This is a genomic window from Saccharomonospora azurea NA-128 (genome assembly GCF_000231055.2).
Classification (GTDB): domain Bacteria; phylum Actinomycetota; class Actinomycetes; order Mycobacteriales; family Pseudonocardiaceae; genus Saccharomonospora; species Saccharomonospora azurea.
The window spans coordinates 1769987-1794345 of record NZ_CM001466.1 but is presented as its reverse complement, the minus strand read 5'-3'; the positions used below and the strand labels follow the sequence as shown (position 1 = coordinate 1794345).

Sequence of the window (24359 nt, the reverse complement as noted above, 5' to 3'; positions counted from 1 at the left end):
CTCATCCGGCCGGGGAACGGCCGTGTCCACGAAGTGCGAACACGCGTGCGCAAACCGCGGACACGCGTGCGCAGACCGCGGACACGGCGGTGGGTTGGTCAGCGGGGGCGGGTGAGTTGGCGGAGTTCCTCGCGGTCGGGCAGGCCCGTGGTCTCACCGGGGACGGTCAGCGCGAACGCGCGGCAGGCGGCGGCCGTGCGCAGGCGGCGGTCGGGCGGGCTTCCGGCGAGGAACTCGGCCAGGAAACCCGCGACGAACGCGTCGTCGGCGCCCTCGTTGTCCACCGACCGCACCGGATAGCTCGGCACGTCGTAGCGCGACCCGTGCAGCTCGGCCACGGCGCCGCGCGGCCCGAGCTCGATGATCACCTGTTCCGGCCCGAGCTCCGACAGCCCGGCGGCGAGCTCCTGCGGATCGCCGTCGAGGCCGAGCAGCCGCGCCGCGTCCTCCCCGGCGAACACGATGTCGCACAGCGACACGAGGTCGTACAGGATGTCGGCCGCGTCCTCCGGGTACCAGAGGGCGTGGGTGTAGTCGATGTCGATCGACACCGGCACACCCTCGTCGCGCGCGAACTCGGCCGCCACGAACATCGTCTTGGCCGCCGAGTCCGACAGTCCGGGGGTGAGTCCGCTGAGGTGCAGCACCCCGGCGGCGCGGATGTGGTCCTCCGGGATGTCCTCGGGGGACAGCCGGGTTCCCGCGCTGCCGTGCCGGTAGTAGGCGGAGCGCGTGGCGTCGGGGTTGCGGAAGTCCTTGATCATCAGCCCGGTCGGTGCCTGGCGGTCGGTGCGCACACCCGAGGTGTCGACGCCCTCCTCCCGGAGCCGGGCCAGCACGAGTGCGCCCGGTTCGTCGGCTCCGAGCCGGCCCGCCCACGCGGCGGGCGTGCCCAGCCGAGACACCCCGATGGCCACCATCGCCTCCGTGCCCGCGATGCCGACGTCGACGGTGGTGGCGTGGCGGAGTTTGCCTTCCTGGGTGCTGAACACCGCGAGGGCCTCGCCGAAGGCCAGCAGCCCGGTACCGGTCACGAACCCACCTTCGGACTGCCGACGACGTCGACCCCGGCGTCGCGCAGCTCCGTGAGCGCGCTGTCCACAGTGGACTTCGAGACGCCCGCGGTGAGGTCGGCGAGAACGCGCACCGAGAAGCCGTGCCGGGCGGCGTCGAGCGACGTGGCGCGGACGCAGTGGTCGGTGGCGATGCCGACGACGTCCACGTCGGTCACGTCGCGGGCCCGCAGCCAGTCGACGAGTTCGTCACCGGTGTCGGTCGCGCCCTCGAACCCGGAGTAGCCGTGGCTGTAGTGGCCCTTCGAGAAGACGGCGGTGATGGGCGCGACGTCCAGCCGGGGGTGGAACGCGGCGCCCGGCGTGTCGGCCTCGCAGTGCCGGGGCCAGGAGCGCACGAAGTCGGGTTCGTCGCTGAAGTGCTCACCGGGGTCGATGTGGTAGTCGCGGGTGGCGACCACGTGGTCGTACGTGGCGTCGTCGCTGCGCAGGTAGGTCGAGATGGCCTCGGCGACAGCGGTTCCGCCGGCGACCGCGAGCGAGCCTCCCTCGCAGAAGTCGTTCTGCACGTCCACCACGATCAGTGCGGTAGCCATGTTCACCTCCGGGATCGACGCGGCGTGCCTTCTACAGGAAGGTCGTGGGAATGGCGGGATCGCCGCTGGACAACTTCAGCCCTTCCCACGGCAGGCTCACGAGCCCGCGGCGCAGGCGTTGCCGTGCGTCTTCCAGGGTGGGCAGGTCGTCCACCGGTTGTCCAGCACGCAGCAGGGGGATGTGCAGTTCCCGGTCGTGCTCCTCGGGCTCGGGCGGGTTCGCGGTCGGGTAGACGATCTCTTCGAGCGCGGTTCCCGTGGGCTTGTGGCGGCGCAGCGCGGCCTTGCGGCCCCCGCGGGACGCCTTGTGCTCACTGCGCTTGGCGACGGGCCGACCGTCCACCTCGACCAGTTTGTAGACCATGCCCGCCGTCGGGGCTCCGGAGCCGGTGACCACGGAGGTGCCCACGCCGTAGGCGTCGACGGGTTCGGCCCGCAGGGCGGCGATCGCGTGTTCGTCCAGGTCGCCGGAGACGACGATCCGGGTGTCCTTGGCCCCGAGCGCGTCGAGCTGTTCGCGGGCCTGGCGGGCGAGCACACCCACGTCGCCGGAGTCGATGCGGATGGCGCCGAGTTCCGGTCCGGCCACCCGTACGGCGGTGTCGATGCCCTTGGTGATGTCGTAGGTGTCCACGAGCAGGGTGGTGTCGGTGCCCATCTGGTCCACCTGCGCGCGGAACGCGGCTTCCTCGGTGTCGTGCAGAAGCATGAACGCGTGGGCCACCGTGCCCCGGGTGGGAATGCCGTAGCGGCGCCCGGCTTCGAGGTTCGACGTGGTGGCGAAACCCGCGAGGTAGGAGGCGCGGGCGGCGGCGACGGCGGCGTGTTCGTGCGTGCGCCGGCCGCCCATCTCGATGATCGGGCGGCCGTTGGCGGCGCCCGACATGCGGGCGGCGGCGGAGGCGATCGCGCTGTCGTGGTTGAGGATCGAGAGCACGACGGTCTCCAGGAGCACGCTCTCGGCGAAGGTGCCCCGCACGGTGAGGATCGGCGAGCCGGGGAAGTACAGCTCGCCCTCGGCGTAGCCGTCGATGTCGCCGGTGAAGCGGTAGTCCGCCAGCCAGTCGAGGGTCGTCGAGTCGACGACGGCCGTCTGCTCCAGCTGAGCCAGTTCGGACTCGGTGAACCGGAAGTCGGCGATCGCGTCGAGGACGCGTTGTGTTCCGGCGACGACGCCGTAGCGCCGCCCGGCGGGCAGTCTGCGGGCGAAGACCTCGAACACGCAGTTCCGGTCGCCCGTGCCGTCGCGGAGCGCGCTCGAAAGCATCGTCAGCTCGTAGTGGTCGGTGAACAGCGCGGTGCTGTTCCCGCTCGCCGAGGAGGACATGCCGCAAGATTATTCGCCACGCGACCGGCCACGGCCAGGGTGGGCCGCCTGCGCGACACGCGCGGACGTGCGTGCTCACCCGCGTGGCCTACCTGCGGCACCTCGCGACTGTGCCGCGTGACACCATGGGGACATGACCACGCCCGTCGAGGCCGAAGAAACACTCGGTGCGGATCTCGGCGCCGAGGACCGACCGTGGCAGACGATCGTGTGGAACGACCCGGTCAACCTGATGTCCTACGTGACCTACGTGTTCCAGCGGATCTTCGGGTACAGCAGGGACCACGCCACGAAGCTGATGCTCGACGTTCACCACAAGGGTCGGGCCGTCGTGTCGTCGGGAACGAAGGAGAAGGTGGAAGGCGACGTCGCGAAACTCCACGCGGCGGGCCTGTGGGCGACCATGGAACAGACGTGAGGGAATGGCGCCGCAAGGGCGGCACGTTGGTCGGCGGTTTCGAGCAGCAGGAAGCCGCCGTGGTGCGCGGCCTGGTGAGCCAGGTCGAGGACATGCTGACGGCGCGCGCCGACGAGGCTCCGAAGGACGAGCTCGCCGAGCTGACCGGTATCCGCACCGGTCCCTCCGAGGGGCCGGACGACCCGGTGCTCGGCCGGTTGCTGCCCGACTTCCATCGGCTCGATCCGGACAACCCGTCGAAGGAGTCCCTCGACTCCGCCGCGGCGTTGCGGTCGCTGCACGAGCCCGCGCTGCTGGACGCGAAGATCAGCGCGGCGCGCGTGGTGCTGCAGACCATGCCGCCGCGCGGGGGCGACGTGCGGCTCACGTTCGAGCAGGCCGACGCGTGGCTGGCGGCGTTGAACGACGTGCGGCTCGCGCTCGGCACCGCGCTCGATGTCACCGAGGACATGCCCGAGGAGCTGCCGGAGGACGATCCGCGCGCCCCGCACCTGGGCGTCTACCACTGGGTGACGTGGGTGCAGGACACGCTCGTGCAGGCGCTCACCGAGTGAGGCGGGGCCGGTGACGACGGAGCGGTCCAATTCGATCACCGACGTGGGCGGGATCCGGGTGGGTCACCACGACCGCATCGGCGACGGCTGGTCGTCCGGGACCACGGTGGTGTTGCCGCCGGAGGGCACCGTTGGCGCGGTGGATCAGCGCGGTGGTGCGCCGGGGACGCGGGAGACGGATCTGCTGGAGCCGGAGAACCTCGTGCAGACGGTGGACGCCGTGTGTCTGTCCGGTGGGAGTGCGTTCGGGCTCGCCGCCGCGGACGGCGTGATGCGGTGGTTGGACGAGCGGCATCGCGGCATCCCGGTGGGCCCGCGGCCCGAGCACGTCGTGCCGATCGTGCCCGCCGCCGTGATCTTCGATCTACCGCGCAGCGAGTGGGGCAACCGTCCGGATGGGACGTTCGGGTACGCCGCCTGCGAGGCCGCGACCGACGGTCCGGTGAGGCAGGGTTCGGTCGGTGCGGGAGCGGGTGCTCAAGCCGGTTCGCTCAAGGGCGGTGTCGGCACGGCCAGCGAGGTCGTCGCCCATCCCGACGGGTCCGGCGAGGTGGTCGTGGGCGCCCTGGCCGTGGTGAACGCGTCCGGTGAGGCGGTGCGCCGGTCCTCCGGCGTTCCCTACGCCGCCGAACACGGACGCGACGGCGAGTTCGGCGTGTCCCGGTGGCCGGATCGGCCGGGCGAACCCTCTTCCCCGGAGGGAACGCCGCTGAACACGACGATCGGTGTCGTGGCCGTCGACGCCGCGTTGTCGAAGGCGCAGTGTCGCCGGCTCGCCGTCGCCGCGCAGGACGGCATCGCGTGGGCCGTGCGTCCCGCGCACACGATGTTCGACGGCGACACGGTGTTCGCTCTCGCCACGGGGGAGAAGGCGTTGCCGAGAGTCGAGGGCCCCGTGGGCGAGGCGGGAACGGCCGCGGCGCTCGACAGGGTGTGCGCTGCGGCGGCGCGGGTGTTCGCCCGCGCGATGGTGCACGGTGTGGTGGCCGCGACAGGCGTGCCGGGACTGCCCGCCTATCGCGACGTCTGGCCGGAGGTGTTCGACCGTGGCTGACCGATCCGGGTGGGCCGTCGACCTGCATCACGACGACGTCAACCGCTTCCCCGGTGTGGCGTTCGTGCTCCAGCACGTGTGCGGGGTGGCCGAGCAGCGCGGGGTCGCGCTGGCCGACGAGGCGCAGCGGAACGGGACGGCGCGGGTGGCGACGTACGCCACGCGCGAGGAGGCCGAGCGCGTCGTGGCGGAGATCCAGGTGCTCGGTGTGCGGGCCACGCTCGCCGAGACCGACGTCGGAGACGACCTCGATGACTCCGCCGACCCCGTCGACCCTGCTGACCCCGACGCGAGGACGGCGGCGGTCGTGGCGCTGCGGACCGGGACCGACGAGGAGGACGAGTGACGGGCGAGTACGTCCGGGCGTGGCCTGCCGGACAGGGCGTGGGGCTGGGCGTGTCTCGCACGGTCGCGGCCGGCCTGGTCGGTGTGCTCGACGATCTCGAGTGCGCGCTCACCGGGCAGCGCAGGCGCTTCGCCCGCCGGCCGCGTCCCCTGCCCGACCGCCGCTTGTTCCCGGACGCCTACTTCGATCGCGAGGCGAGTGACGCCTTCCGCGCCCGGTACGGCGTGGCGATGCGGCGCCAGGTGCTCGACGCGGTCCGGCGAACCGCCGTGCTGTTCGTCCACGCCCACGACAGTGGCGACGATCCGGCCGTGGTGACGATTCCGGAGGTCGCGGTGCCGGACGTGTTCTGCGCACTCGGGCACGCTCAGGCGCTGTTCGTGTCCCGGCCGCGGTGGAACGCTCTCGTGGACTGGCCGACGGTGACGCTGCGCAAGGGCGGCCGGGAACTGACGTGGCTGGTGACCTGTCAGACCGCGCTGGCCGAGGCGGCGCTGGTGGCCTTCGCCGCGGGCGACGACGAACCCGCACACCAGTCCTGAGCAGCGGTTTCCCAGTCAGTGAACGGCTTCGAAAGCGGCCGTAGAATGGGCGCCGTGCTCCAGATTCGCCGTGATCTCGTGGACGCGATCGTCGAGCATGCCCGCCGGGACCACCCGGACGAGGCGTGTGGGGTGATCGCCGGCCCGGACGATGGCACGGACCGTCCCGAGCGGTTCATTCCCATGGTCAACGCCGCCCGCTCACCGACCTTCTACGAGTTCGACTCGGGTGACCTGCTGAAGCTGTACCGGGAGATGGACTCCCGGGACGAGAAGCCCGTGGTGATCTACCACTCGCACACCGCGACCGAGGCCTATCCCTCGCGCACGGACATCAAGCTGGCGCAGGAGCCGTTCGCGCACTACGTGCTGGTGTCGACCCGGGAACCGGACACGTACGAGTTCCGGTCGTACCGCATCGTCGACGGCGAGGTCACCGAGGAAGAAGTGCAGATCGTCGACGAATACCCGCCCGCCGGCGCCGACGGTGCGCGCTGAGTCACTCGCGGGAATAGCTCTGCCCTCCGGAACGTCTGTTCTGTCGTCAACCCCGAGTGGAGGTAACCGATGTCCGTGACCGTCTCCATCCCCACGATCCTGCGCACGCACACCGACGGTGCGAAGACCGTTCAGGTGACCGGCAAGACCGTGGCCGAGGTGATCGACGACCTCGACGCCAACTACGGTGGCATCAAGGAGCGCCTGGTCAAGGACGACAAGCTGCACCGGTTCATCAACGTCTACGTCAACGACGAGGACGTCCGGTTCGAAGGCGGCCTCGACGCCGAGGTGTCGGACGGTGACACCGTCACGATCCTCCCGGCCGTCGCCGGCGGCGCACGGTAGTAGGCGGCCATGGCCAGGTACGAGTCCCTGCTCGACACCCTCGGCGGCACCCCGTTGGTGGGTCTGCCGAGGTTGTCGCCCTCGCCGGACGTTCGCCTGTGGGCGAAGCTGGAGGACCGCAACCCGACCGGCTCGATCAAGGATCGCCCCGCGCTGGCGATGATCGAGACCGCCGAGCGGGACGGGATCCTCAAGCCCGGCGACACCATCCTCGAACCGACGTCCGGCAACACCGGGATCTCGCTGGCGATGGCCGCCAAGCTCAAGGGCTACGGCATGGTGTGCGTGATGCCGGAGAACACGTCGGAGGAGCGGCGGCAGCTGCTCCAGGCGTACGGCGCGCGCATCGTGTACTCGCCCGCGGCGGGTGGCTCCAACGAGGCCGTCCGCCGGGCGAAGGAACTGGCGAAGGCGAACCCGGACTGGGTGATGCTGTACCAGTACGGCAACCCGGCCAACGCCGACGCGCACTACCAGGGCACCGGGCCCGAGCTGTTGAAGGACCTGCCCACGCTGACCCACTTCGTGGGCGGGCTCGGCACCACGGGGACGCTGGTGGGTGTCGGCCGGTACCTGCGGGAACACAAGCCGGACGCGCAGGTGATCGCCGCCGAGCCCCGTTACGGCGAGCTCGTGTACGGCCTGCGCAACCTCGACGAGGGGTTCGTGCCGGAGCTGTACGACCCCGACGTGCTCAGCGGCCGCTACTCCGTGGGCGCGTACGACGCGCTGCGCCGCACGCGTGAACTGCTGGAGCAGGAAGGCATCTTCGCCGGGATCTCCACCGGAGCCGTGCTGCACGCCGCTCTCGGTGTGGCCAACAAGGTGCTCAAGAGGGGCGAGACCGCGGACATCGCGTTCGTGGTCGCCGACGCGGGGTGGAAGTACCTGTCCACCGGCGCCTACAGCGGTTCGCTCGACGAGGCCGCCGAGCGGCTGGACGGGCAGCTCTGGGCCTGACGGTTCAGGGTTTTCACCCGAGGCGCGTCGCCGCGGGGCGGGGTTAGCCTGCACGATGTGGACTTCTCCAGCGCATCCTCGCCGACTCCGCCCGCTCCTCGGCCGAAGGGCGCCACGGCCAAGCGGGTGGTGCCCCGCAAGCCGCTGACGGCGGCGCTGGTGTCGTTGTCGTTCGTCGTGCTCCTCTATCTCGTGGAGCTCGCCGACGTGGTGCTGCCGCTGGACCTCGACCGCAACGGCATCGAGGCGCGGTCGCTCGACGGGCTCGACGGCGTGGTGTGGGCGCCTCTGCTGCACGCGGACTGGGGGCACCTCTTCGCCAACACGTGGCCCGTCGCCGTGTTCGCGTTCCTCGCGATGGCGGGCGGGATCGGCCAGTGGGTGGTGGTGACCGCCACGATCTGGATCGTGGGCGGGCTCGGCGTGTGGCTGACGTCGCCGGAGCACACCGTGACGGTGGGCGCGTCGGGTCTGGCGTTCGGTTGGCTCGCGTTCCTGCTCGTGCGCGGGGTGTTCTCGCGCAGTCTCGCGCAACTCGCGGTGGCGGTCGTGTTGCTCGCGTTGTGGGGCGGGATGCTCTGGGGCGTGTTCCCGGGTACGCCCGGCGTGTCGTGGCAGGGGCACCTGTTCGGCGCGGCGGGCGGTGTGCTCGCGGCCTGGCTGGTGGCGCGGGCCGACCGTTCGACGAGGTCGACGGCGTCGCCGAAGCCGCCGGGTAGTCTCGGCGCGTGACCACGCCCCGCTCCAAGTCCGCTCCGATCGGGATCTTCGACTCGGGAGTCGGCGGGTTGACGGTCGCGCGCGCCGTGGCCGACCAACTGCCCGCCGAACGCCTCCGCTACGTGGGCGACACCCGCCATGCACCGTACGGCCCACTGCCGATCGCGCGGGTGCGCGAGCTGGCACTCGCGGCCCTCGACGGTCTCGTCGCCGACGGCGTGAAGGCCCTCGTGATCGCCTGCAACACCGCTTCCGCCGCGTGCCTGCGGGACGCCCGGGAACGCTACGACATCCCGGTCTTCGAGGTGGTGCTCCCGGCGGCGCGGCGCGCCGCGGCGACCACACGCAACGGGCGCGTGGGCCTCATCGGCACCGAGGGCACCGTCCGGTCCGGCGCCTACGACGACGCGCTGGCCGCCACCGACGTCACGCTCAGCAGTGTGGCCTGCCCGCGGTTCGTCGAGTTCGTCGAGCGCGGCAACACCTCGGGCAGGCAGGTGCTGGGCCTCGCGCAGGTCTACCTCGAACCGCTGCTGCGCGACGGCGTCGACACGCTCATCCTGGGCTGCACCCACTATCCGCTGCTCACCGGTGTGCTCCAGGCGGTCATGGGGCCCGACGTCACGCTCGTGTCGAGCGCGGAGGAGACGGCGAAGGACGTCGTGCGCGTGCTCACCGAGCAGGACCTGCTCGCCGAGCGAAGCGAGCCGCCGGGACACGAGTTCCTCGCCACGGGCCCGCAGGAGCCGTTCGCCAAACTGGCGCGGCGGTTCATGGGATTCGGGACAGTGCTCGCCGCCACGTGAGGAGGGCACGGCGCTTCCGCTCGTGGCAAGGTGTTGATCGTGCGACTGACGATCCTCGGCTGTTGCGGCAGCATCCCCGGCCCCGACGCGGCCGCGTCCGGCTACCTCGTGGAGGCCGAGGGCTTCCGGCTGGGGCTGGACCTCGGAAACGGCACACTCGCGCAGCTGCAGACGGTCTGCGATCCGTTCGAGCTGGACGCGCTGGTGTTGTCGCACCTGCATCCCGACCACTGCGCGGACTTCAGCGCGCTCACCGTGCTGCGCCGCTACCATCCGGCACCGCCCTACGACCCGCGGCAGCGCAGGCTGGGCGTCCACGCGCCGTCGGAGGCGCCGGGCCGGCTCGCCAACGCCTACGCGCCGCACGAGGCCGAGCGCCGCGACACCGACCTGTCCGACGTGTTCGACTTCCACACCCTGAGCCGGGAGCCGCGCAGGCTCGGCCCGTTCACGGTGACGCCGGTACCCGTGGCCCACCCGACGGAGTCGTTCGGGGTCCGCATCACGCACGGCGACGTCACCCTCGCCTACACGGGAGACACCGGCCCCTGTCCCGAGCTGGACGAGCTCGCCGACGGCGTCGACGTGCTGCTCAGCGAGGCGAGCTGGACCGACGGCCCCGATCGTCCCGAGGCGCTGCACCTGTCCGGGACGCAGGCGGGTGCGCTGGCCGCCCGCGCGGGAGTGGGACGGCTACTGCTCACCCACCTGCCGCCGTGGGCGGACGGTGACGCCATCCTGGCCGAGGCGCGGGCCGTGTTCGACGGTCCCGTCGAGCGCGTCGCGCAGGGCGCCGTCTACGACCTCTGATTCGAACTCCGACCCGACTTCCGGCCGCCGCCCCCGCCGCCGATCGAGAGTCCGGCCTGCCGGAGCAGCCGCCGCACGTAGTCGGCATGAGCGGTGGAGTCGGGCTCGCTCGACTCGTCCGGTTCGAGCGCCAAGCGGTGGATCATGGCGCCCATCAGCATGTCGATGAGGAGGTCGAGGTCGGCGTCCGGGGAGAGGGCACCGACGTCCTGCGCGTGGCGGAGCACGGCTTTCGCCCGCTCGCGGCGAGGGGCGACATGGTGGTGCCAGTACGCGGACAACAGCTCGGGATGGTCGGGGCCCGCGCCGACCAGGCGGGCGGTGAGCGCCCGGTACCGCGGGTTCGCGAGCGCCTCGCCCCACCGTGGCAGCATCGCCTCGACGAGGTCGGGCAGAGGGAGGTTCCACTCCTGCTCGTCGATCGCCGGGATGTCCTCGCGTGCCGCCTCGATCGCCTCGGCGAGGAGTTCCTCCTTCGACGACCAGCGCTTGTAGACGGTCACCTTCGCCACGCCCGCGCGCCGCGCGATGCCTTCCATGCTGGTCTGGGCGATACCGCGTTCGATGAGCAGCTCCACGGCCGCGGTCAGGATCGCGGTGTCGGCGCGGGGATCCCGGGGCCGTCCCGGCCCGACACGGCGGGTCGTGCTGTCGGTCATGCGGCGATCCTGGCGTGCAGGACGTCGCCGAACCATCGGTGCAACGCGTCGGGTGTGTCACCTCGCCACGCGAGGTGAGCGTCCGGCCGGATCAGCAGGGCAGGCCCTGTCGCGGTGGGATCGGTGAGTCCGCTCACCTCGGGCCCGAGACGGTCGCGTGCGGTGCGGACGAGCGAGTCCGCCGTCGTGGTCCCGGGAGGGGTGAGGAGCACCCAGGCCGGGTTGAGTGCGCTGTGCAGGCGGACCGGGCCGGAGTCGGCACGCAGGCAGGTCCGGTCGGGCACGCGGTCGCCGGGGCGTGGAGCGGGCCCTCGGCCGCCGAGCGGGCCGCGCCGGTAGGTGACCCACAGCTGCGATGCCTTCCGGGTCGCCGCACGCTGCACGCGGGGCGAGTCGAGGAGCGGGACCACGATGCGGTCTCTGAGGAAGGTGCCGACCGCGCTGTCGGCCACCAACAGGCGGGTGTTGGCCGTCGTGTAGCGCAGCACGTCGGACGCCGGCGGACGCCGTTCAGCCGCGTAGGTGTCCAGCAAGGTCTGCTCGGCTCTGCCGTGGACGACGAGCGCCAGTTTCCACGCGAGGTTCTCGGCGTCGCCGAGGCCGGTGTTCATGCCCTGCCCGCCGATCGGGCTGTGCACGTGGGCGGCGTCGCCCGCGAGAAGGACCCGGCCACGGCGGTAGTGCTCCGCGAGCCGCCGGTGAATGCGGAACACCGACGTCCACACCGCGTCGCGGATGCGCAGGTCGCGGTCACCCGTCCGCGCCGGGACGAGGTCGGCGAAGCGCGCGACGATCTCCCCGGCATCGATCCGGCGGTCCAGGGCGGGGACCTCGGCCATGAGCCGCCACAGGTCGCCCCCGTCGGTGCGGGTGTGCGGGTCGGGCATCGGCATGGCCAGCAGGAGCCCGTCCGGGTGGAAGAAGCCCGAGGAGGTGCTCCGGTCCCGCGCCCAGTCCGCGTGGACGTCGGCCAGCAGGAACTGCTCCACGACGGGCACGCCGGGAAAGGCGATCCCGGCGGCCGAGCGCACCGAGCTGTGCGCGCCGTCGCAGCCGACGACCCAGCCCGCCGTCGTACGCGCACCGTCGGACGACTCGACCGTGACGCCGTCGCCGGTCTGCGTCACGCCGGTGCAGGCCACACCCCACTCCACCCGCACGTCGAGTTCGGCGAGGCGGTCGCGCAGCCGTCGTTCCACCATGGCCTGCGACACGAACAACGCCTGGACGTCAGCATCGTCCGGGGTGAAGCGCATCGTGGCGATCGGCCGGGAGCCCGCGTGCATGCGGATCCCCTGGGGAGCGAGCGACCGCTCCGGGAGGTCGCCGAGCGCGCCGAGGCGTCGAAGGACCTCCACCCCGCGGGCGTGGAGGATGTTCGCGCGGGACGTGGCGGCCGGTCCGTCCGCACGGTCGACCACGCGCACGGCCACGCCCTGCGCGGCGAGCGCGCACGCGACCGCCAGGCCGGTCGGGCCCGCGCCCACGACCAGGACGTCCGGGTTCCGTTCCACGACCGCCTCAATTCCTATACGTGAACGGTTGCGTATAGAAAATAGCACCGGGCCGATCGCGAGCGCGACCGGTGCGGGTCAGCGGGCTCGCAACAGGAGTCGACCTCGGCGGAACCGTTCGTCGGCGTGGGGCTCGCGCAGCATCCGGCCGATCTCGTCGAACCCGGCGTCGGCGGCCAGGGCGGCGAGGTCGTCGATCGGCCAGCGATAGGCCGTCACCACCTTGTGGTCGAACGGGGTCACGGGCCCGCCCTCGGCCTCGAAGAAGGCCAGCAGCAGCGTGCCGCCGCGCGCCACCACGCGCCGGAACTCGGCGAGGTAGGACGGCACCTCGTGCGGCGGGACGTGGATGAGGGAGTACTCGGACACGACCCCGCCCAGGCTGCCGTCGGGCACGGCCAGCGCGTCCATCGAACCGACCTCGAACCGCAGGTGCGGGTACCGCTCGCGCGCGATCTCGATCATGGCCGGCGAGAGGTCGACGCCGAAGACGTCCAGCCCCAGCTCCCGCAGGTGTGCGGCGACGTAACCGGGGCCGCACCCGACGTCGGCCACCGGTCCCGTGGACGGCGTGCACTCGGCGAAGGCCGCGAACATCCCGCGGTCGAGGGGGAAGTCGTCGAGTCCGGTCCGGGCGAATTCCGCGTACTGCACGGCGACGGCGTCGTAGGCGTGAGCTGTCGTGCTCAGGTGGGAGGTGGTGTCGGTCACGCGGAGCGACCTTAGACCGCATCGACCCCCCGTGCCCCACTTTCGCGGAAAGCTCTCGCGCTGCGCACCGACGGGCGGAGGGTTCCACGGCGAGGTCATGCCCGTGTCACCCGCCGTTCGGGTGTGGTCACTAGGCTGCCAGGCGTGGTGCGAGAAGACGGCAGGAACGACGACCAGCTCCGCGAGGTGCGCATCACCCGCGGTGTCCAGCAATGGCCGGCGGGCTCGGTGCTCGTCGAGTTCGGCGACACGAGGGTGTTGTGCGCCGCCAGCGTCACCGAGGGAGTGCCCCGGTGGCGGGCCGGCTCCGGACTGGGTTGGGTGACGGCCGAGTACGCCATGCTCCCGTCCGCCACGCACACGCGCAGCGACCGCGAGTCGATCAAGGGTCGTGTCGGTGGACGGACCCACGAGATCAGCAGGCTGATCGGGCGCTCGCTGCGCTCGTGCATCGACCTCGCCGCGTTGGGGGAGAACACGATCGTCATCGACTGTGACGTGATCCAGGCCGACGGCGGCACGCGCACGGCCGCGATCACGGGCGGCTACGTGGCCCTGGCCGACGCCATCACCTGGCTCGGTGCCGCGGGGCGCCTGGCCGACCCGCAGCCGTTGTCTGCGGCCGTGTCGGCGGTCAGCGTGGGCGTCGTGGACGGCCGGGTGCGGCTCGACCTGCCCTACGAGGAGGACTCGCGGGCCGAGGTGGACATGAACGTCGTCGCCACCGACGCGGGCACGCTCATCGAGGTGCAGGGCACCGGCGAGGGCGCCACGTTCACCCGGTCCACTCTGGACAAGATGCTCGACCTCGCGCAGGCGGGGTGCGCGGAACTCACGCGAATCCAGGCCGAAGCGCTCGCGGCCCCGTATCCCGCTGAGCTGCCGGAACCGCCGCCCGCGAAGAAGAAGGGGTCGAAGTGACCACGCGGGTGTTGCTGGCCACCCGCAACGCCAAGAAGCTCGACGAGCTGCGGCGCATCCTCGCCGACGCCGGCGTGGCGGGACTGGAGGTCGTCGGGCTGGCCGACGTCGAGCCGTTCGACGAAGCACCCGAGACGGGGGCGACGTTCGAGGAGAACGCGCTGGCGAAGGCGCGGGACGCGGCCGACGCCACCGGGCTCGCGGCGGTGGCCGACGACTCCGGGCTGACCGTGGACGCGCTGAACGGGATGCCGGGCGTGCTGTCGGCGCGGTGGGCGGGCGTCCACGGCGACGACGACGCCAACCTCCGGTTGGTGCTCGGGCAGCTCGCCGACGTCCCGGACGAGCGCAGGGGCGCGGCGTTCGCGTGTGCCGTCGCGCTCGTGGTGCCGGGGGCCGAGCCCGTCGTGCTGCGGCGGGAGTGGCGCGGGTCCCTCGTTCGCGAGCCCCGCGGTACCAACGGTTTCGGCTACGACCCGATCTTCGTGCCCGACGGCGAGAGCCGGACCTCGGCGGAGTTGGCGCCGCAGGAGAAGGACGCCGCCTCCCACCGAGGCCAGGCACTGCGAGCCCTCGTGCCGCACCTGCGTGGGTTGGCTCAGACGTAGCGGACCCTCGCGCGAGAGCCGAACCGTGTCCGGGAACCGCAGACACACGTACGCCGACTGCGGACACGCGTTCGGGAAGCGCGGACACGCTGCCTAGGACGCCAGCTTCAGGTCCCTCAGCAGCTTGGCGACGTGGCCCGTGGCGCGGACGTTGTACTGCGCCACCGCGATGGTGCCCTCGGGGTCCACGACGAAGGTCGAGCGGATCACGCCCTGCACGATGCGTCCGTAGTTCTTCTTCTCGCCGAACGCGCCCCACTCGGTGAGCACGGTCTTGTCCGGGTCGGCGAGCAGCGGGAACGTCAGCTTCTCGTTCTCGACGAACGTCGCGAGCTTCTCCGGCTTGTCCGGCGAGATGCCCAACACCTGGTATCCGGCGTCGTTCAGCTGGGCGAGGTTGTCGCGGAAGTCGCAGGCCTGTTTGGTGCAGCCCGGCGTGCCCGCGGCCGGGTAGAAGTACACCACCACGGACTGGCCACGGAAGTCGGACAGCGACACGGTGTTGCCCGCGCTGTCCGGCAGTGTGAAGTCGGGGGCCGAATCACCGGGGGAGAGACGGTTGCGGTCGGTCATGGCCCGAGCGTAGCCCGCGGGTCACGCCCGCCCGACGAACACCACCTTGGTCGTCTTGGTCGAATCCGGGCGCAGAGTCAGCTCGATCGTGGCCGGCTCGTCCGGCAGCGCGAACGCGAGGGTCATCTTCATCGAGTCGCCCGCCACGAGGTCACGATCGGCGCCGACGACGCCGTTGTAGCCGCGGGGGATGTCCTGCACCTGCTTCAGTTCGTCGCCGTCGATGGTCGCGTGCGCCGACAGGTCGGAGATCCGGTAGGGCTTCTGCCCCTCGTTGTACAGCGTGATGCCGAAGGCCGCGGCGCGGTCGGTCCGCGGATAGGCGCTCTCGCTGGGTTCGAAGACGCTCGGTGAGGCGACGGTGACCACCAGGCCGGACGGGAACCGGTGTTCGGACCCGAACTGCAGTGACCTGACCGACGAGGTGGCGGACGTCGACGACTGCGTGGTCGAGACGCTGGTGGGCGGCGGAGTCGGGACCGCTTCCGAGTGGTCCCCGGCTGTGGAGGTGCCACACGCGGTCAGCGCGAACGCGGCTATCGCCGCGGTGACTGCTCTCGCCGTAGACACAGCCTGGCTCCTTGGTCCGATCGCGGGGCGGGGTTGCTCCGTTCGGGCGCGTCACTTCTCGCCCCCGTCCACTCTGGCGATCGAGATCCGGGCAGGCCACCCAGGAAGGCGGGTTGAGGCGGAGTCGGAGCCCGCTCGTGTCCTCGCCGTGATGCGGTGGCCACGGTGGGGTGAGAACGGTCACCGCGTCGAGGGCGAACCGGCAGCGTGGCGCCCGCTCAGACGGCGATGGCGAACACCAGGATGAAAACCGCGAGCCCCGCGAGCCACAACACGATCAGCCAGCCCCAGTCGCGCCAGGGGTCCACGACACGGTTGTCCTCCCCCGGCACGTAGACGCCGCGTTTCTCGAACCAGTCGGCCCATCGGTCCGGCCAACGGAGCAGGCGCCGTCCGACCATGCGTCACCTTCCGTCACGTCACGCAGCGTGTGGCGTTCCTATACTTCAAGTCGGCGACGTCGAAGGCAAGCCATGGGGAGGCGGTTTCCGCCGGGTTCCTTCGATGCCGCGGGCGACGCGCCGTTGTTCGCGGATCACGCACAGGATCTACGGTGTTGTCATCCCACGGTCGTCCGGTGACGCGCACAGCAGTCGGCGTCGGACCGGGCGGGCCAACCCGACGAAGGAGGCTCCTCGATGCGAGCGTCAGCGTGGCGGTCGGCGATCGTGGCGAGTGCCGCTGCTCTGGTGCTCGCCGCGTGCGGGGGCGGCGAGGTGCCCCGCAGTGACGACGGCGGCGACGGGGTGCTGAACCTCGGCTACGTGCTGCCGGAGACGGGGCCGCTGGCCGCCTTCGGGCCCGCCCAGATCGAGTCGGTCAGGCTGGCCGTCGAGGACATCAACGACGCCGGTGGCGTGCTCACGCAGCCGATCCCCGAGGTCGTGGGCGCCGACGAGGGCGGCACGGCCAGGTCCGCGGCCCAGGCGGCCGACCGCGTGCTGTCCCTCGGAGTCGACGCCGTGATCGGCGCCTCGGCCTCGGAGGCGTCGCTGTCCGTCATCGACAGCGTGACCGGGGCGGGAGTCCTGCAGTGTTCGGGCTCCAACACGGCGTCGGCGCTGCGCGATCACCCCGACAGCGGCCTGTATTTCCGGACCGCGCCGGACGACACCCTGCAGGCGAAAGTGCTGAGCAAGCTGGTCACGGAGGACGACAACGAGCGGGTCGGGATCGTCGCCCGGGGAGACGACTACGGCACAGGACTGCTGGACGCGACGTCGAAGGAGCTGAAGGCCGCCGGAGCCGGCGTCGTGCTGGGGGAGACCTACGAGCCGGGCACCAAGGACTTCGACCGGCTCGCGCGGCAGCTCAGGGACGCCGACGTCGATGCCGTCGTCCTCGCCTCGTTCGACGAGGGTGCCGCGTTGCTCCGAGCGATGATCGGTGCGGGCGTCGGTCCGCAGCAGGTCGACGTCTACGGTGCCGACGGACTGCGGCGGGCCGAGCTGGCCTCGGAGGTGTCGCCGGACGATCCCGGAGTGCTCGCGGGTATGAAGGGCACGGCCCCGGCCGTCGCGGACGACGAGTACGCCGAGCGCCTCCGGAAGTTCGCGCCCGACCTGGTGGACCTGCAGTACGGCGCCCAGGTGTTCGACTGCGTGACGGTCGTGGCGCTCGCGGCACAGGCCGCGCAGACCGACGATCCGATCGTGTTCGCCGCCGAGGTCGGCCGGGTCACGACGGGCGGTGAGAAGTGCGGATCGTTCGCCGAGTGCAAGCGCCTGCTCGATCAGGGCACCGACATCGACTACGACGGTGTCAGTGGGCCGCTCGACTTCGTGGAGCGCGGTGAGCCGGGTAAGGCGATGTACGCGGTCTACGGCTTCGACCCCTCGGGCACGTTGCGGACGGAGCGGACCGAGCAAGCGTCGACGTCGAACTGACCGCTCACCGCGCCGGGGCGGCCGCCGACCGCCACGACGGAATCGGGTCCGGTAGGGTGGTCGCGTACCCGGGAATGAACCGGTACACCAGGACGTTGTCCTGGGCAGTCGCAGGTTTTGCGTGTTCGTGTTTTGCACGTCCGCGAAAGATCGGTGCGGGCGTGTCACGTCTCCTCGCGACAGTGGGAACGGTGGCTGGCTCGACCCCGCGGCTGTGCGGTGGTCGCACGGTGTGGCCGCCGACACCCTCTCACGAAGGAGACAACATGACCGAGGGAACCGTGAAGTGGTTCAACAGCGAGAAGGGCTTCGGCTTCATCGCCCCCGATGACGGGAGCGCCGACGTCTTCGTGCACTACAGCGAGATCGACGGCCGCGGCTTCCGCAGCCTGGAGGACGGCCAGCGCGTCTCCTTCACCGTTGGGCAGGGCAACAAGGGCCCGCAGGCCACGGGAGTGCGCGCGCTCTGAGTGCACCTGCGGGACGCCGCGGAGTCACTTCGCGGCGTCCCGCGCTCGCGACCACCTCACCGTGTCGCACAGGGAGAAGTTTTTGCACTCATCGTCCAATTCCATGCCCGAAGCAACATCTCACGATGACTCGGCTGACGCGGGCGTGGTTCCGTTCAGCCACATCGTTCATGAAGAGCCGGTCGACTACCGGGAGCTCGAAGACCCGCGGGAGACCGGCATCGGCGGCCCCGCTCTCTTCCAAGCGCCTCCCGCGTCCGCGGTGACGTCCGCCGCCGCACCGACGACCCCGTCGTCGACTTCTCCGGGGTCACGTACCCCGTCCTCCGCCGGTCCGAACAATCGGAAGAACAACAACCGGCATCGCTCGTCGAGTTCGCGCCGTTCCCGGTCGCGCCGTCACTGAGCAGTCCACGCGCCGTCACCGCGCATCGCAGGAAACCAGTGGTTCTCCGCATTTCCGGTTAGCCTGGCCTCTCGGGTCATTGGCGAGTCGGAAGAGGTGCCCGCGTGCGTCTGCGTCGAGTGCTGGCGGCCACGGACCTGTCCGTCGGGGCCGGTCTGGCGGTGCGCAGAGCAGCTCGGCTGGCCGCTGCGCACGGCGCGCAGCTGATCGTGGTGAGCGTCGTGTCGCCGTCGTTGGCGGACGAGCTCTCCTCTTTCGCCGCCGACGCGTTCGAAGAGCATGTTGCCACCCACGCCGGTGACGAGGCCGAGCTCGTGCTCCGCCAGGGTCCGGTGTCGGACACGATCCTCGCCATGGCGGCCGAGCGCTCGGCCGATCTGCTCGTCCTCGGAGCCCACGGTGGCCGCGGCCTCGCGGGCAACCTGACCGGCCCGACGACGGAGAACGTCGCCCGCGCGAGCAGTATTCCGGTGCTGGTGGTCCGAACCCCCGTCGCCGACTACCGGACCGTGGTGTTGGCGGTCGACCACACCGAGCCCGCGCGGCGCGCCGCCGAGTTCGGGACCGCGTTGACGCCGTCCGCCACACACCTCCTCGCGCACGTGAGCGTCGTCATCGGCGAACAGCTGCTGCGCCTGCAGGGTCGGGACGAGGCCGACCTCGCACGGCTACGCGAAGCGAGTACCGCGGAGATCCGTCCCCGGATCGAGGCTCTCGCCGAGCAGCTCACTCCCCGCCCGGACGCCGTCGTGGTCGGCTCGGGCGCGCCGCAACGGGCGTTGCCGGAGTTGGTGTCGCACTACGCCGCCGACCTCGTGGTGACGGGCAGCGGATCCAGTACCCGCTTCGAACGGGTTCTGCTGGGCAGCGTCGCGCAGAGCGTGCTCCGGTACGCGCCGGCCGACGTTCTGGTGGTACGCGGTCGTTCCCGTTGAGTGATCGTCGTCGGCGCGGTAGAAAAGCAATTCACATTTTTCCGGCGACCATTCCCCGTATTCACCCAGACAGCAGTCTTGCGATGACACTCTCCGTGCGGGTTACATCACAGAGTGGACACGACGAACCGCTGAGGCAGCGAGGGAGGTGTGCGGCGCAGCAAGGGCAAGTTCCGAAAAAGTGGGGAGTGAACCAATGCCCATATTCGGGATCGACATCTCGCACCACCAGGGCAGCTTCGATGTCGAACGGGCAGCCAGAGAGGGCATCGACTTCTTCATCTTCAAGGCCACGGAGGGGAACGGCTTCACCGACTCCCGCTTCGCCGAGAATGTGGCGAAGGCACGCAAGACGGGGAAACCCTACGCCGCCTACCACTATCAGCGCAGCGGAATCAGTGCGGCGTCCCAGGTGGCGCACGTTCGCAAGGTGGTGCCGACAACGGTGCCCGTCATCCCTGACGTCGAGGCGAACAGCGGGAACGTCTCGCTCACCCGCGACATCGTGAAGCGGCTTCGGGCGGCGGGGTACTCCGTGCCGCTGCTGTACATGCCGCGGTGGTACTGGCAGCAGATCGGTTCACCCTCCCTGTCCGGTCTGCCGCCGTTGTGGTCGTCGCGCTACCCGGACAACGTCGTCGGAGACATCAAGGACGAGTACGCCGACGTGCCCGCTCACTACTGGAACGGCTACGGCGGTCTGCGGGTCGCCGTGCTTCAGTTCACGAGTTCGGCCAGGGTGGCCGGACGTTCCCCCATCGACGGCAACGCCTACCGGGGCACGCTCGCGCAACTTCGGGCGCTGTTCAACGGGACAGGTGGAGGGCCGTCGAGACCGCAACAGGAGGACACCATGCCGCTCAGGCTGAACATGGGAACGCACGCCCAGAGTTTCCAGATTCCCGAAGGAGCCGAGAAACTCGCCATCAACTGCCCACACGGCGAGCTCAAGGTGAAGGCGCTGTTCTTCGTGGGGAACAAGTATCCGGACGGCAAGGGCGAGGACGGCATGCCGAAGTTCGACTTCCGGGGCAATCCGGCGCCGGACGGCGGCAAGACCATCCACCGCCTGCGGCCCTGGAGGGTGGAGATTCCCAAGGGTGCCACGAGCGGCGCGGTGTACTACGAGTACCCGAAACCCGACAGTCGCTACGAGTACTACGGTTCTCTCGATTTCATCTACTGAGGACGGTTGTGCTGTTCGCTTCGATGGGCGCGGCGACGCTGGATCGCCGTGCCCATCGCCGTCACCGGCCGAGTGCCGAGCCGACCGTGTTCTGGGGGCACGCTCCGCCGGCATGGTGGCGCATATTCCGCATCGCAAGGTGAGAGCCTTGTGGTGGGTGGACCAGAAAGGAAAAGCGAGCAGTTCCGCAAATCGAGCCAAAAAAGCAGTCCCTTGTGGATTGCCCGGTGCGGGAAGGCGATCCGGATAAGTGTCTGACCGCGCACGCGAGTGGCTTTCCTCTGCCTGCCTTGGTGAGGGCGGAATAGGAAGGTGACCGAGGTGGTTCGCGAGCGTCGGGACGCCACCGAGTCGGCGACCCTGTCGCTGCGCGCGGCCGCCCACCGAGTCCGGCAAACGTGACACCCCAAGGGAAGCGTCGATGTCGACCCGGTGCGGTCACGGCATCGGACAGGCGAGAACGGCGAACGTCGGTGTCCGCATATCGGCACGAAAAGCAACCGGGTCTGCCGCCTGAGGGAGCGGGTGCGTCGTTGTTCGCTCAATCTAGTGGCACGTGTCGAGGGTGGTCCAGGGAGGGGAGTGAATTCGTCGGGCATGCGCTCAGATGAGCGATGTCAGTGGCGCATATTGTGCATGGGGAGTGCGGTGTGATCCACTGTCGAGCGTCCGCGAACGAGGCGGCATCTTCGTGTTCTCATCCAACTTGGTGTTCCCAGAAGGGCGGCTTTCGGCACCGTGTCCGAAACCTTCGAATTCACGTTGGGCAGTGTGGAGGCCGACATCGTCGGGCAGGCGCTCGGCGTGAATGTCCGCCGCTTCCCCTTGAAGCTGCGTAACACGACCACTGACCCGGCGAGACGGCGCCGCCTGGCGATCCTCGTCGCGGAGCAGCTCGTCGAGCGGGGGCTGGCCACGAGCACGGTGCTGCACCCCGCCGTGCGCACGGCGTTCGGCCTGTTCGCCGACCACCGGGTCAGTGGAAGCATCAGTGGTGTCGACGGCTTCGGTGACGACATCGCCGTCCTCGTGCTCACCGACGGAGCCCAGGCGCTCGGCGTCACGCAGAACGCCAAGTCCGACGACCTGCTGTTCTCCCTGTTCTCCGACGACGAGATCGTCGACGTTCTGACGGGTGTGCTGCCCGACATGCCGCCCGTGGCCGGCTCGGAGGTCGTCCTCCGCGCTCGCGCCGACGCACCCGCGACCGCCTGGGACGCGCGCAAGGCGGCCGAGCGGGCGGAGGACGAGGAGGAGACCGACGCCTTCGGCAACCTCCAAGTCGCGGGCCGGGTCGACGTTCCCCGCGGCGCGCGACGTGGCTTTCGGGCCGGTGACGAGGACCGGCTGCGGCAGGCCATGGCAGGGCGGCGGCTCGGTGGTGGGGCGATCGGAGTGAGCGGGCGCGGTGGCACCGTGTCGCGCTCCTGGGGCTGGCTCGACACCGAGGAGGGGCGCTACCTGGTGCTGTCGGAGCGTGAGCAGGACGAACAGGTCATCACGTACAGGCCGGCGGGTCGGGCCGACGTCGCGGGCGCCTTCCGCGACGGGCTCGCGCGGGCGTACTGAGAGCTCCGGAGTGTGAGATGAACGTGAACGACGACGGTGACCAGGCGATGGTCTTCACCAGGACGCTGAGCGGGCTCGAACTGAAACGCATGGCCACGGGCCAGGGTTTCTCGGTGGACGACACCACGGGCGAGCGCATGATCCGGGCCCTGCAGGACATGGTGGATCTGCTGGAAGAGCGCTGGTCGACGCTCGAGAAACTCGCCACGAACCCTCCGTTGAGTGTGAGCGCCACGGCGCAGTGGACCGCGCAGCGCACCGTGGCCACGGCCTCCGACGAGTACGGCCTGCTCACGCAGCTGAGGGCGGCGCGCGACGAACTTCCGCAGTACATCGAGGCGATCCGCGCGGCCAAACGTGGCTACAGCGAGACCGAGGCGGCACATCAGAAGTCGATCGAGGGCCTGTCGCCGTCCTGATCCGTCACCATCCACTCGACGAGAACGAGGAGTACTGGAGTGTCCACTCCGGACGACAAGGTCCGCGCGGTGTCGGACCCCACGAGCCCTGACTACGACCCCGACAGCTCCTACTACGACGTGACCGCCGACTCGTCGTCCCGGTTCTACGTCGGTCCGGTGGGGGACGAAGCTCTGTCCGGCGACGACATCCGGTCGGCGGCCACGGTTCTCGCGCAGATCTTCTCGCCCGTGCCGGGGAACGAGCAGGTCCAGGACGCGATCATCCAGGCGACCTACTCGGCGACTCTGAAGTCGTTCCGGGACGGCCTCGGGGACGGCCTCGACCTCCGACCGAAGGACGAGCCGCCGAACACGCTGTGGGACAACGCCTCCCACGAGTACATGGTCGAGGTGCTCAACACGAACGCCGACTCGGCGGCGATCGCCGAGACGTCCGAGGAGTGGGTGCGGTTCGGCAACGAGCTGTCGCTGCACCAGAAGGCCGTGGCCGAGGCCATCGAGGACAGCATGGGCGACTGGGCCGGCGAGGGCGGTGACGCCGCACGCGAGCACCTCGCCGAGGTGGCCCGGTGGTTGGGGCGGACGGCTCAGGGGTCGGTGCTGACCGGCCGGCAGCAGCAGATCCACTCGCAGACATTGAACGAGACCCAGAAGCAGATGGCGGCCAACCCGCCCGTGGACTTCTCGGTCGAGGCGGCCCACGCCAACCTGCTGCGGACGGTCGATCCCGTGTCGTACGGCATGTATCTGCCGGTGGTGGCGGCCAAGGCCGAGGAGCAGCGCGCGGCGCGTGAACAAGCGGCCCGGTTGATGAAGCAGTTCGACGCCACGATCGGCGAGGCCACCGACATGCCTTACTTTACTCCGCCGCCGAAGCTCGGGGGCGGTGGAGGCGGTGGCGCTTCGCCCGGAGGCGGTGAGCAGCCGTTGAGCCCGCTGACGATGATGAGTCGAGGGCTCCCGGGCAAGACCGTGGGGAGCGCCGAGAACACCGTCGAGAACACCGCCGAGCACGCCGCCGAGCACGCCGCCGAGCACGAGGTGGCCCTCGGGGCGCCGCGGGTCGGGCCGGATGGGTCCCCGGTGTCGGCGTACGAGCCCCATGCGCCGTACGGGGCGGGCGGCTCCGGTGGCGTCGGAGTTCCCGGTGGGCAGGCCTATCCGGGGGCGGGCCAGCAGGGGCAGTACGTTCCGCCGCCTGTGCAGGTTCCCGACCTCCCGTCCGGTGGCGCGGCCCCCGGTGGCCAGTCGTTCGCGCCCGGCGACGTGCCTCCGCTGCCCCAGTACGAGGTCCCCGACTACTCCGGCACGTCTCCGTCGACGTTCACGGCACCCTCGACGTACACGCCGCCCGAGCTGTCGCCGGGCTCGAACCGGGTGCCGGGCATGTCGGTGCCCCCCGTCCCGAACTTCCCGAACGACCCCGCCAGTCAGCGGTTCGGGCCGCCGGCGGCGTTCCCGCCCGGCGCTCCCGGGACGGTCCCGCCGCTCGACTCGGGCGCCCCGCGACCCAAGATGCCCGGCATCGGTGGTGGCGTCGGCGGTGGAGCCGGTGGTGGCGCGGCGGGCCTGCCCGGCGGTGTCGGTGGTGGCGCGGCCGGTGGTGGCGCGGCCGGCGGAGGCGCGGCTGGCGGAGGCGCCGCGTCGGGCGGCAGCGCTGCGGGCCAGAACTCCGCGGCACTGCGAGGGCCGGGTGGAGCAGCCGACGCGGCGATGCGCGCGGCACAGCAGGGGCCGGGGGCACGCGGGGCGGCGATGCCGATGGCCGGCGGGATGCCTCCTGCCGGTGGTGCCCGCCAGCAGGAGGGCGACAACGAGCACCGCGTCGCGGGTTACCTGACCGACGAGGACGGGCTCTTCAACCCCGAGGAGGTCGTCGCGCCCCCGGTGATCGGCGATTGGTCGAACAAGGACTGGAAGTAGCCCGGTCGGCGCGG

Annotated in this window: 29 protein-coding genes; 20 read left to right on the top strand and 9 right to left on the bottom strand. The window is 70.7% G+C overall.

Annotation, left to right across the window (positions count from 1 at the left end; genetic code table 11):
• Positions 1–98: 98 nt before the first annotated feature.
• Genes SACAZDRAFT_RS08080 through SACAZDRAFT_RS08070 form a run of 3 tightly spaced genes read right to left on the bottom strand, consistent with a single transcriptional unit; the run spans position 99 to position 2936 of the window.
• Positions 99–1034: a sugar kinase gene (locus SACAZDRAFT_RS08080; protein ID WP_005440451.1), complete on the bottom strand. Its 936-nt coding sequence runs from the start codon at positions 1032–1034 to the stop codon at positions 99–101.
• Positions 1031–1609 carry an isochorismatase family protein gene (locus tag SACAZDRAFT_RS08075; RefSeq protein WP_005440449.1) on the bottom strand — a complete coding sequence of 193 codons (579 nt, stop codon included), beginning with the start codon at positions 1607–1609 and terminating at the stop codon, positions 1031–1033. Before SACAZDRAFT_RS08075 ends, SACAZDRAFT_RS08080 begins: the two co-directional genes overlap by 4 nt.
• 31 nt (positions 1610–1640) lie before the next feature.
• Entirely contained in the window at positions 1641–2936 is a 1296-nt protein-coding gene (locus SACAZDRAFT_RS08070) for a nicotinate phosphoribosyltransferase (RefSeq protein WP_005440447.1), read from the bottom strand.
• Positions 2937–3069: 133 nt separating this feature from the next.
• Here SACAZDRAFT_RS08070 and clpS point away from each other — a divergent pair, with 133 nt between their 5' ends.
• From clpS to SACAZDRAFT_RS08015, 11 genes are all read left to right on the top strand, one after another.
• Positions 3070–3354 (top strand): ATP-dependent Clp protease adapter ClpS, encoded by a 285-nt coding sequence (gene clpS / locus SACAZDRAFT_RS08065; protein ID WP_005440445.1) that lies wholly within the window; start codon positions 3070–3072, stop codon positions 3352–3354.
• Positions 3351–3908, top strand: coding sequence for a DUF2017 domain-containing protein (locus tag SACAZDRAFT_RS08060; protein ID WP_005447131.1), 558 nt, complete (start codon positions 3351–3353; stop codon positions 3906–3908). Before clpS ends, SACAZDRAFT_RS08060 begins: the two co-directional genes overlap by 4 nt.
• 10 nt (positions 3909–3918) lie before the next feature.
• Positions 3919–4962, top strand: a complete 1044-nt coding sequence (locus tag SACAZDRAFT_RS08055; protein WP_005440441.1) for a P1 family peptidase — start codon at positions 3919–3921, stop codon at positions 4960–4962.
• On the top strand, positions 4955–5308 hold the full coding sequence (locus SACAZDRAFT_RS08050; RefSeq protein ID WP_005440440.1) for an ATP-dependent Clp protease adaptor ClpS: 354 nt from the start codon (positions 4955–4957) through the stop codon (positions 5306–5308). The genes SACAZDRAFT_RS08055 and SACAZDRAFT_RS08050 overlap by 8 nt, the downstream gene beginning before the upstream one ends.
• Positions 5305–5850, top strand: a complete 546-nt coding sequence (locus tag SACAZDRAFT_RS08045) for a hypothetical protein (RefSeq protein WP_005440439.1) — start codon at positions 5305–5307, stop codon at positions 5848–5850. Before SACAZDRAFT_RS08050 ends, SACAZDRAFT_RS08045 begins: the two co-directional genes overlap by 4 nt.
• Before the next feature lie 45 nt (positions 5851–5895).
• Positions 5896–6348: a Mov34/MPN/PAD-1 family protein gene (locus SACAZDRAFT_RS08040; protein ID WP_005440437.1), complete on the top strand. Its 453-nt coding sequence runs from the start codon at positions 5896–5898 to the stop codon at positions 6346–6348.
• A 69-nt stretch (positions 6349–6417) separates the two neighbouring features.
• Positions 6418–6696, top strand: a complete 279-nt coding sequence (locus tag SACAZDRAFT_RS08035; protein ID WP_005440435.1) for a MoaD/ThiS family protein — start codon at positions 6418–6420, stop codon at positions 6694–6696.
• Positions 6697–6705: 9 nt separating this feature from the next.
• Positions 6706–7656, top strand: a complete 951-nt coding sequence (locus SACAZDRAFT_RS08030; protein ID WP_005440433.1) for a PLP-dependent cysteine synthase family protein — start codon at positions 6706–6708, stop codon at positions 7654–7656.
• Between the two features lie 126 nt (positions 7657–7782).
• A complete protein-coding gene (locus SACAZDRAFT_RS08025) occupies positions 7783–8388 on the top strand; it encodes a rhomboid family intramembrane serine protease (RefSeq protein ID WP_005440432.1) in 606 nt (201 codons plus the stop codon).
• Positions 8385–9182, top strand: coding sequence for a glutamate racemase (murI, locus tag SACAZDRAFT_RS08020; RefSeq protein WP_005440431.1), 798 nt, complete (start codon positions 8385–8387; stop codon positions 9180–9182). The genes SACAZDRAFT_RS08025 and murI overlap by 4 nt, the downstream gene beginning before the upstream one ends.
• 39 nt (positions 9183–9221) lie before the next feature.
• On the top strand, positions 9222–9992 hold the full coding sequence (locus SACAZDRAFT_RS08015) for an MBL fold metallo-hydrolase (protein WP_005440430.1): 771 nt from the start codon (positions 9222–9224) through the stop codon (positions 9990–9992).
• Here the strand turns inward: SACAZDRAFT_RS08015 and SACAZDRAFT_RS08010 are convergent.
• The 3 genes from SACAZDRAFT_RS08010 to SACAZDRAFT_RS08000 form a co-directional block, all read right to left on the bottom strand.
• On the bottom strand, positions 9980–10651 hold the full coding sequence (locus SACAZDRAFT_RS08010; RefSeq protein ID WP_005440429.1) for a TetR/AcrR family transcriptional regulator: 672 nt from the start codon (positions 10649–10651) through the stop codon (positions 9980–9982). The two genes, SACAZDRAFT_RS08015 and SACAZDRAFT_RS08010, sit on opposite strands and share 13 nt — an antisense overlap.
• Entirely contained in the window at positions 10648–12165 is a 1518-nt protein-coding gene (locus SACAZDRAFT_RS08005; protein WP_005440428.1) for an FAD-dependent oxidoreductase, read from the bottom strand. Before SACAZDRAFT_RS08005 ends, SACAZDRAFT_RS08010 begins: the two co-directional genes overlap by 4 nt.
• A gap of 78 nt (positions 12166–12243) precedes the next feature.
• The gene (locus SACAZDRAFT_RS08000; RefSeq protein ID WP_005440427.1) at positions 12244–12876 is read right to left on the bottom strand and encodes a class I SAM-dependent methyltransferase; all 633 of its coding nucleotides are present in this window, start codon (positions 12874–12876) and stop codon (positions 12244–12246) included.
• 144 nt (positions 12877–13020) lie between these two features.
• Between SACAZDRAFT_RS08000 and rph the strand changes: the two genes are divergently transcribed.
• On the top strand, positions 13021–13797 hold the full coding sequence (rph, locus tag SACAZDRAFT_RS07995; RefSeq protein WP_005440425.1) for a ribonuclease PH: 777 nt from the start codon (positions 13021–13023) through the stop codon (positions 13795–13797).
• Entirely contained in the window at positions 13794–14405 is a 612-nt protein-coding gene (gene rdgB / locus SACAZDRAFT_RS07990) for an RdgB/HAM1 family non-canonical purine NTP pyrophosphatase (protein WP_005440422.1), read from the top strand. Before rph ends, rdgB begins: the two co-directional genes overlap by 4 nt.
• A 93-nt stretch (positions 14406–14498) precedes the next feature.
• Here rdgB and bcp read toward each other — a convergent pair whose 3' ends face one another.
• The 3 genes from bcp to SACAZDRAFT_RS07975 all read right to left on the bottom strand — a co-directional run bounded on the left by bcp (position 14499) and on the right by SACAZDRAFT_RS07975 (position 15949).
• Complete coding sequence (bcp, locus tag SACAZDRAFT_RS07985; protein ID WP_005440420.1) at positions 14499–14978, bottom strand: thioredoxin-dependent thiol peroxidase; 480 nt, start codon at positions 14976–14978, stop codon at positions 14499–14501.
• 21 nt (positions 14979–14999) lie between these two features.
• A complete protein-coding gene (locus SACAZDRAFT_RS07980; protein ID WP_005440417.1) occupies positions 15000–15548 on the bottom strand; it encodes a hypothetical protein in 549 nt (182 codons plus the stop codon).
• A gap of 218 nt (positions 15549–15766) precedes the next feature.
• Entirely contained in the window at positions 15767–15949 is a 183-nt protein-coding gene (locus SACAZDRAFT_RS07975; RefSeq protein WP_005440415.1) for a hypothetical protein, read from the bottom strand.
• 237 nt (positions 15950–16186) lie between these two features.
• Between SACAZDRAFT_RS07975 and SACAZDRAFT_RS07970 the strand changes: the two genes are divergently transcribed.
• The 7 genes from SACAZDRAFT_RS07970 (at position 16187) to SACAZDRAFT_RS07940 (ending at position 24345) form a co-directional block, all read left to right on the top strand.
• Complete coding sequence (locus SACAZDRAFT_RS07970) at positions 16187–17434, top strand: ABC transporter substrate-binding protein (RefSeq protein WP_005440414.1); 1248 nt, start codon at positions 16187–16189, stop codon at positions 17432–17434.
• Positions 17435–17700: 266 nt separating this feature from the next.
• Positions 17701–17904 (top strand): cold-shock protein, encoded by a 204-nt coding sequence (locus tag SACAZDRAFT_RS07965; RefSeq protein WP_005440412.1) that lies wholly within the window; start codon positions 17701–17703, stop codon positions 17902–17904.
• Positions 17905–18414: 510 nt separating this feature from the next.
• Complete coding sequence (locus SACAZDRAFT_RS07960) at positions 18415–19245, top strand: universal stress protein (RefSeq protein WP_005440409.1); 831 nt, start codon at positions 18415–18417, stop codon at positions 19243–19245.
• A 196-nt stretch (positions 19246–19441) separates the two neighbouring features.
• Positions 19442–20431 carry a glycoside hydrolase family 25 protein gene (locus SACAZDRAFT_RS07955; RefSeq protein ID WP_040927709.1) on the top strand — a complete coding sequence of 330 codons (990 nt, stop codon included), beginning with the start codon at positions 19442–19444 and terminating at the stop codon, positions 20429–20431.
• Positions 20432–21169: 738 nt separating this feature from the next.
• Positions 21170–22000, top strand: coding sequence for an ESX secretion-associated protein EspG (locus SACAZDRAFT_RS07950; RefSeq protein WP_005440405.1), 831 nt, complete (start codon positions 21170–21172; stop codon positions 21998–22000).
• A 17-nt stretch (positions 22001–22017) separates the two neighbouring features.
• Positions 22018–22419, top strand: a complete 402-nt coding sequence (locus tag SACAZDRAFT_RS07945; RefSeq protein ID WP_005440404.1) for a hypothetical protein — start codon at positions 22018–22020, stop codon at positions 22417–22419.
• Between the two features lie 39 nt (positions 22420–22458).
• A complete protein-coding gene (locus SACAZDRAFT_RS07940; RefSeq protein WP_005440402.1) occupies positions 22459–24345 on the top strand; it encodes a PPE domain-containing protein in 1887 nt (628 codons plus the stop codon).
• The last annotated feature ends 14 nt before the right edge of the window (positions 24346–24359 follow it).

Excerpts from the sequence above, each read along its gene's own strand:
- bcp (WP_005440420.1), bottom strand. The coding sequence starts at position 14,978 with ATGACCGACCGCAACCGTCTCTCCCCCGGTGATTCGGCCCCCGACTTC.
- SACAZDRAFT_RS08035 (WP_005440435.1), top strand. The coding sequence starts at position 6,418 with ATGTCCGTGACCGTCTCCATCCCCACGATCCTGCGCACGCACACCGAC.
- SACAZDRAFT_RS07975 (WP_005440415.1), bottom strand. The coding sequence starts at position 15,949 with ATGGTCGGACGGCGCCTGCTCCGTTGGCCGGACCGATGGGCCGACTGG.
- SACAZDRAFT_RS08040 (WP_005440437.1), top strand. The coding sequence starts at position 5,896 with ATGGGCGCCGTGCTCCAGATTCGCCGTGATCTCGTGGACGCGATCGTC.
- SACAZDRAFT_RS07965 (WP_005440412.1), top strand. The coding sequence starts at position 17,701 with ATGACCGAGGGAACCGTGAAGTGGTTCAACAGCGAGAAGGGCTTCGGC.
- SACAZDRAFT_RS07945 (WP_005440404.1), top strand. The coding sequence starts at position 22,018 with ATGAACGTGAACGACGACGGTGACCAGGCGATGGTCTTCACCAGGACG.
- clpS (WP_005440445.1), top strand. The coding sequence starts at position 3,070 with ATGACCACGCCCGTCGAGGCCGAAGAAACACTCGGTGCGGATCTCGGC.
- SACAZDRAFT_RS07955 (WP_040927709.1), top strand. The coding sequence starts at position 19,442 with ATGCCCATATTCGGGATCGACATCTCGCACCACCAGGGCAGCTTCGAT.
- SACAZDRAFT_RS08070 (WP_005440447.1), bottom strand. The coding sequence starts at position 2,936 with ATGTCCTCCTCGGCGAGCGGGAACAGCACCGCGCTGTTCACCGACCAC.
- SACAZDRAFT_RS07970 (WP_005440414.1), top strand. The coding sequence starts at position 16,187 with ATGCGAGCGTCAGCGTGGCGGTCGGCGATCGTGGCGAGTGCCGCTGCT.
- SACAZDRAFT_RS08010 (WP_005440429.1), bottom strand. The coding sequence starts at position 10,651 with ATGACCGACAGCACGACCCGCCGTGTCGGGCCGGGACGGCCCCGGGAT.
- SACAZDRAFT_RS08030 (WP_005440433.1), top strand. The coding sequence starts at position 6,706 with ATGGCCAGGTACGAGTCCCTGCTCGACACCCTCGGCGGCACCCCGTTG.
- SACAZDRAFT_RS08075 (WP_005440449.1), bottom strand. The coding sequence starts at position 1,609 with ATGGCTACCGCACTGATCGTGGTGGACGTGCAGAACGACTTCTGCGAG.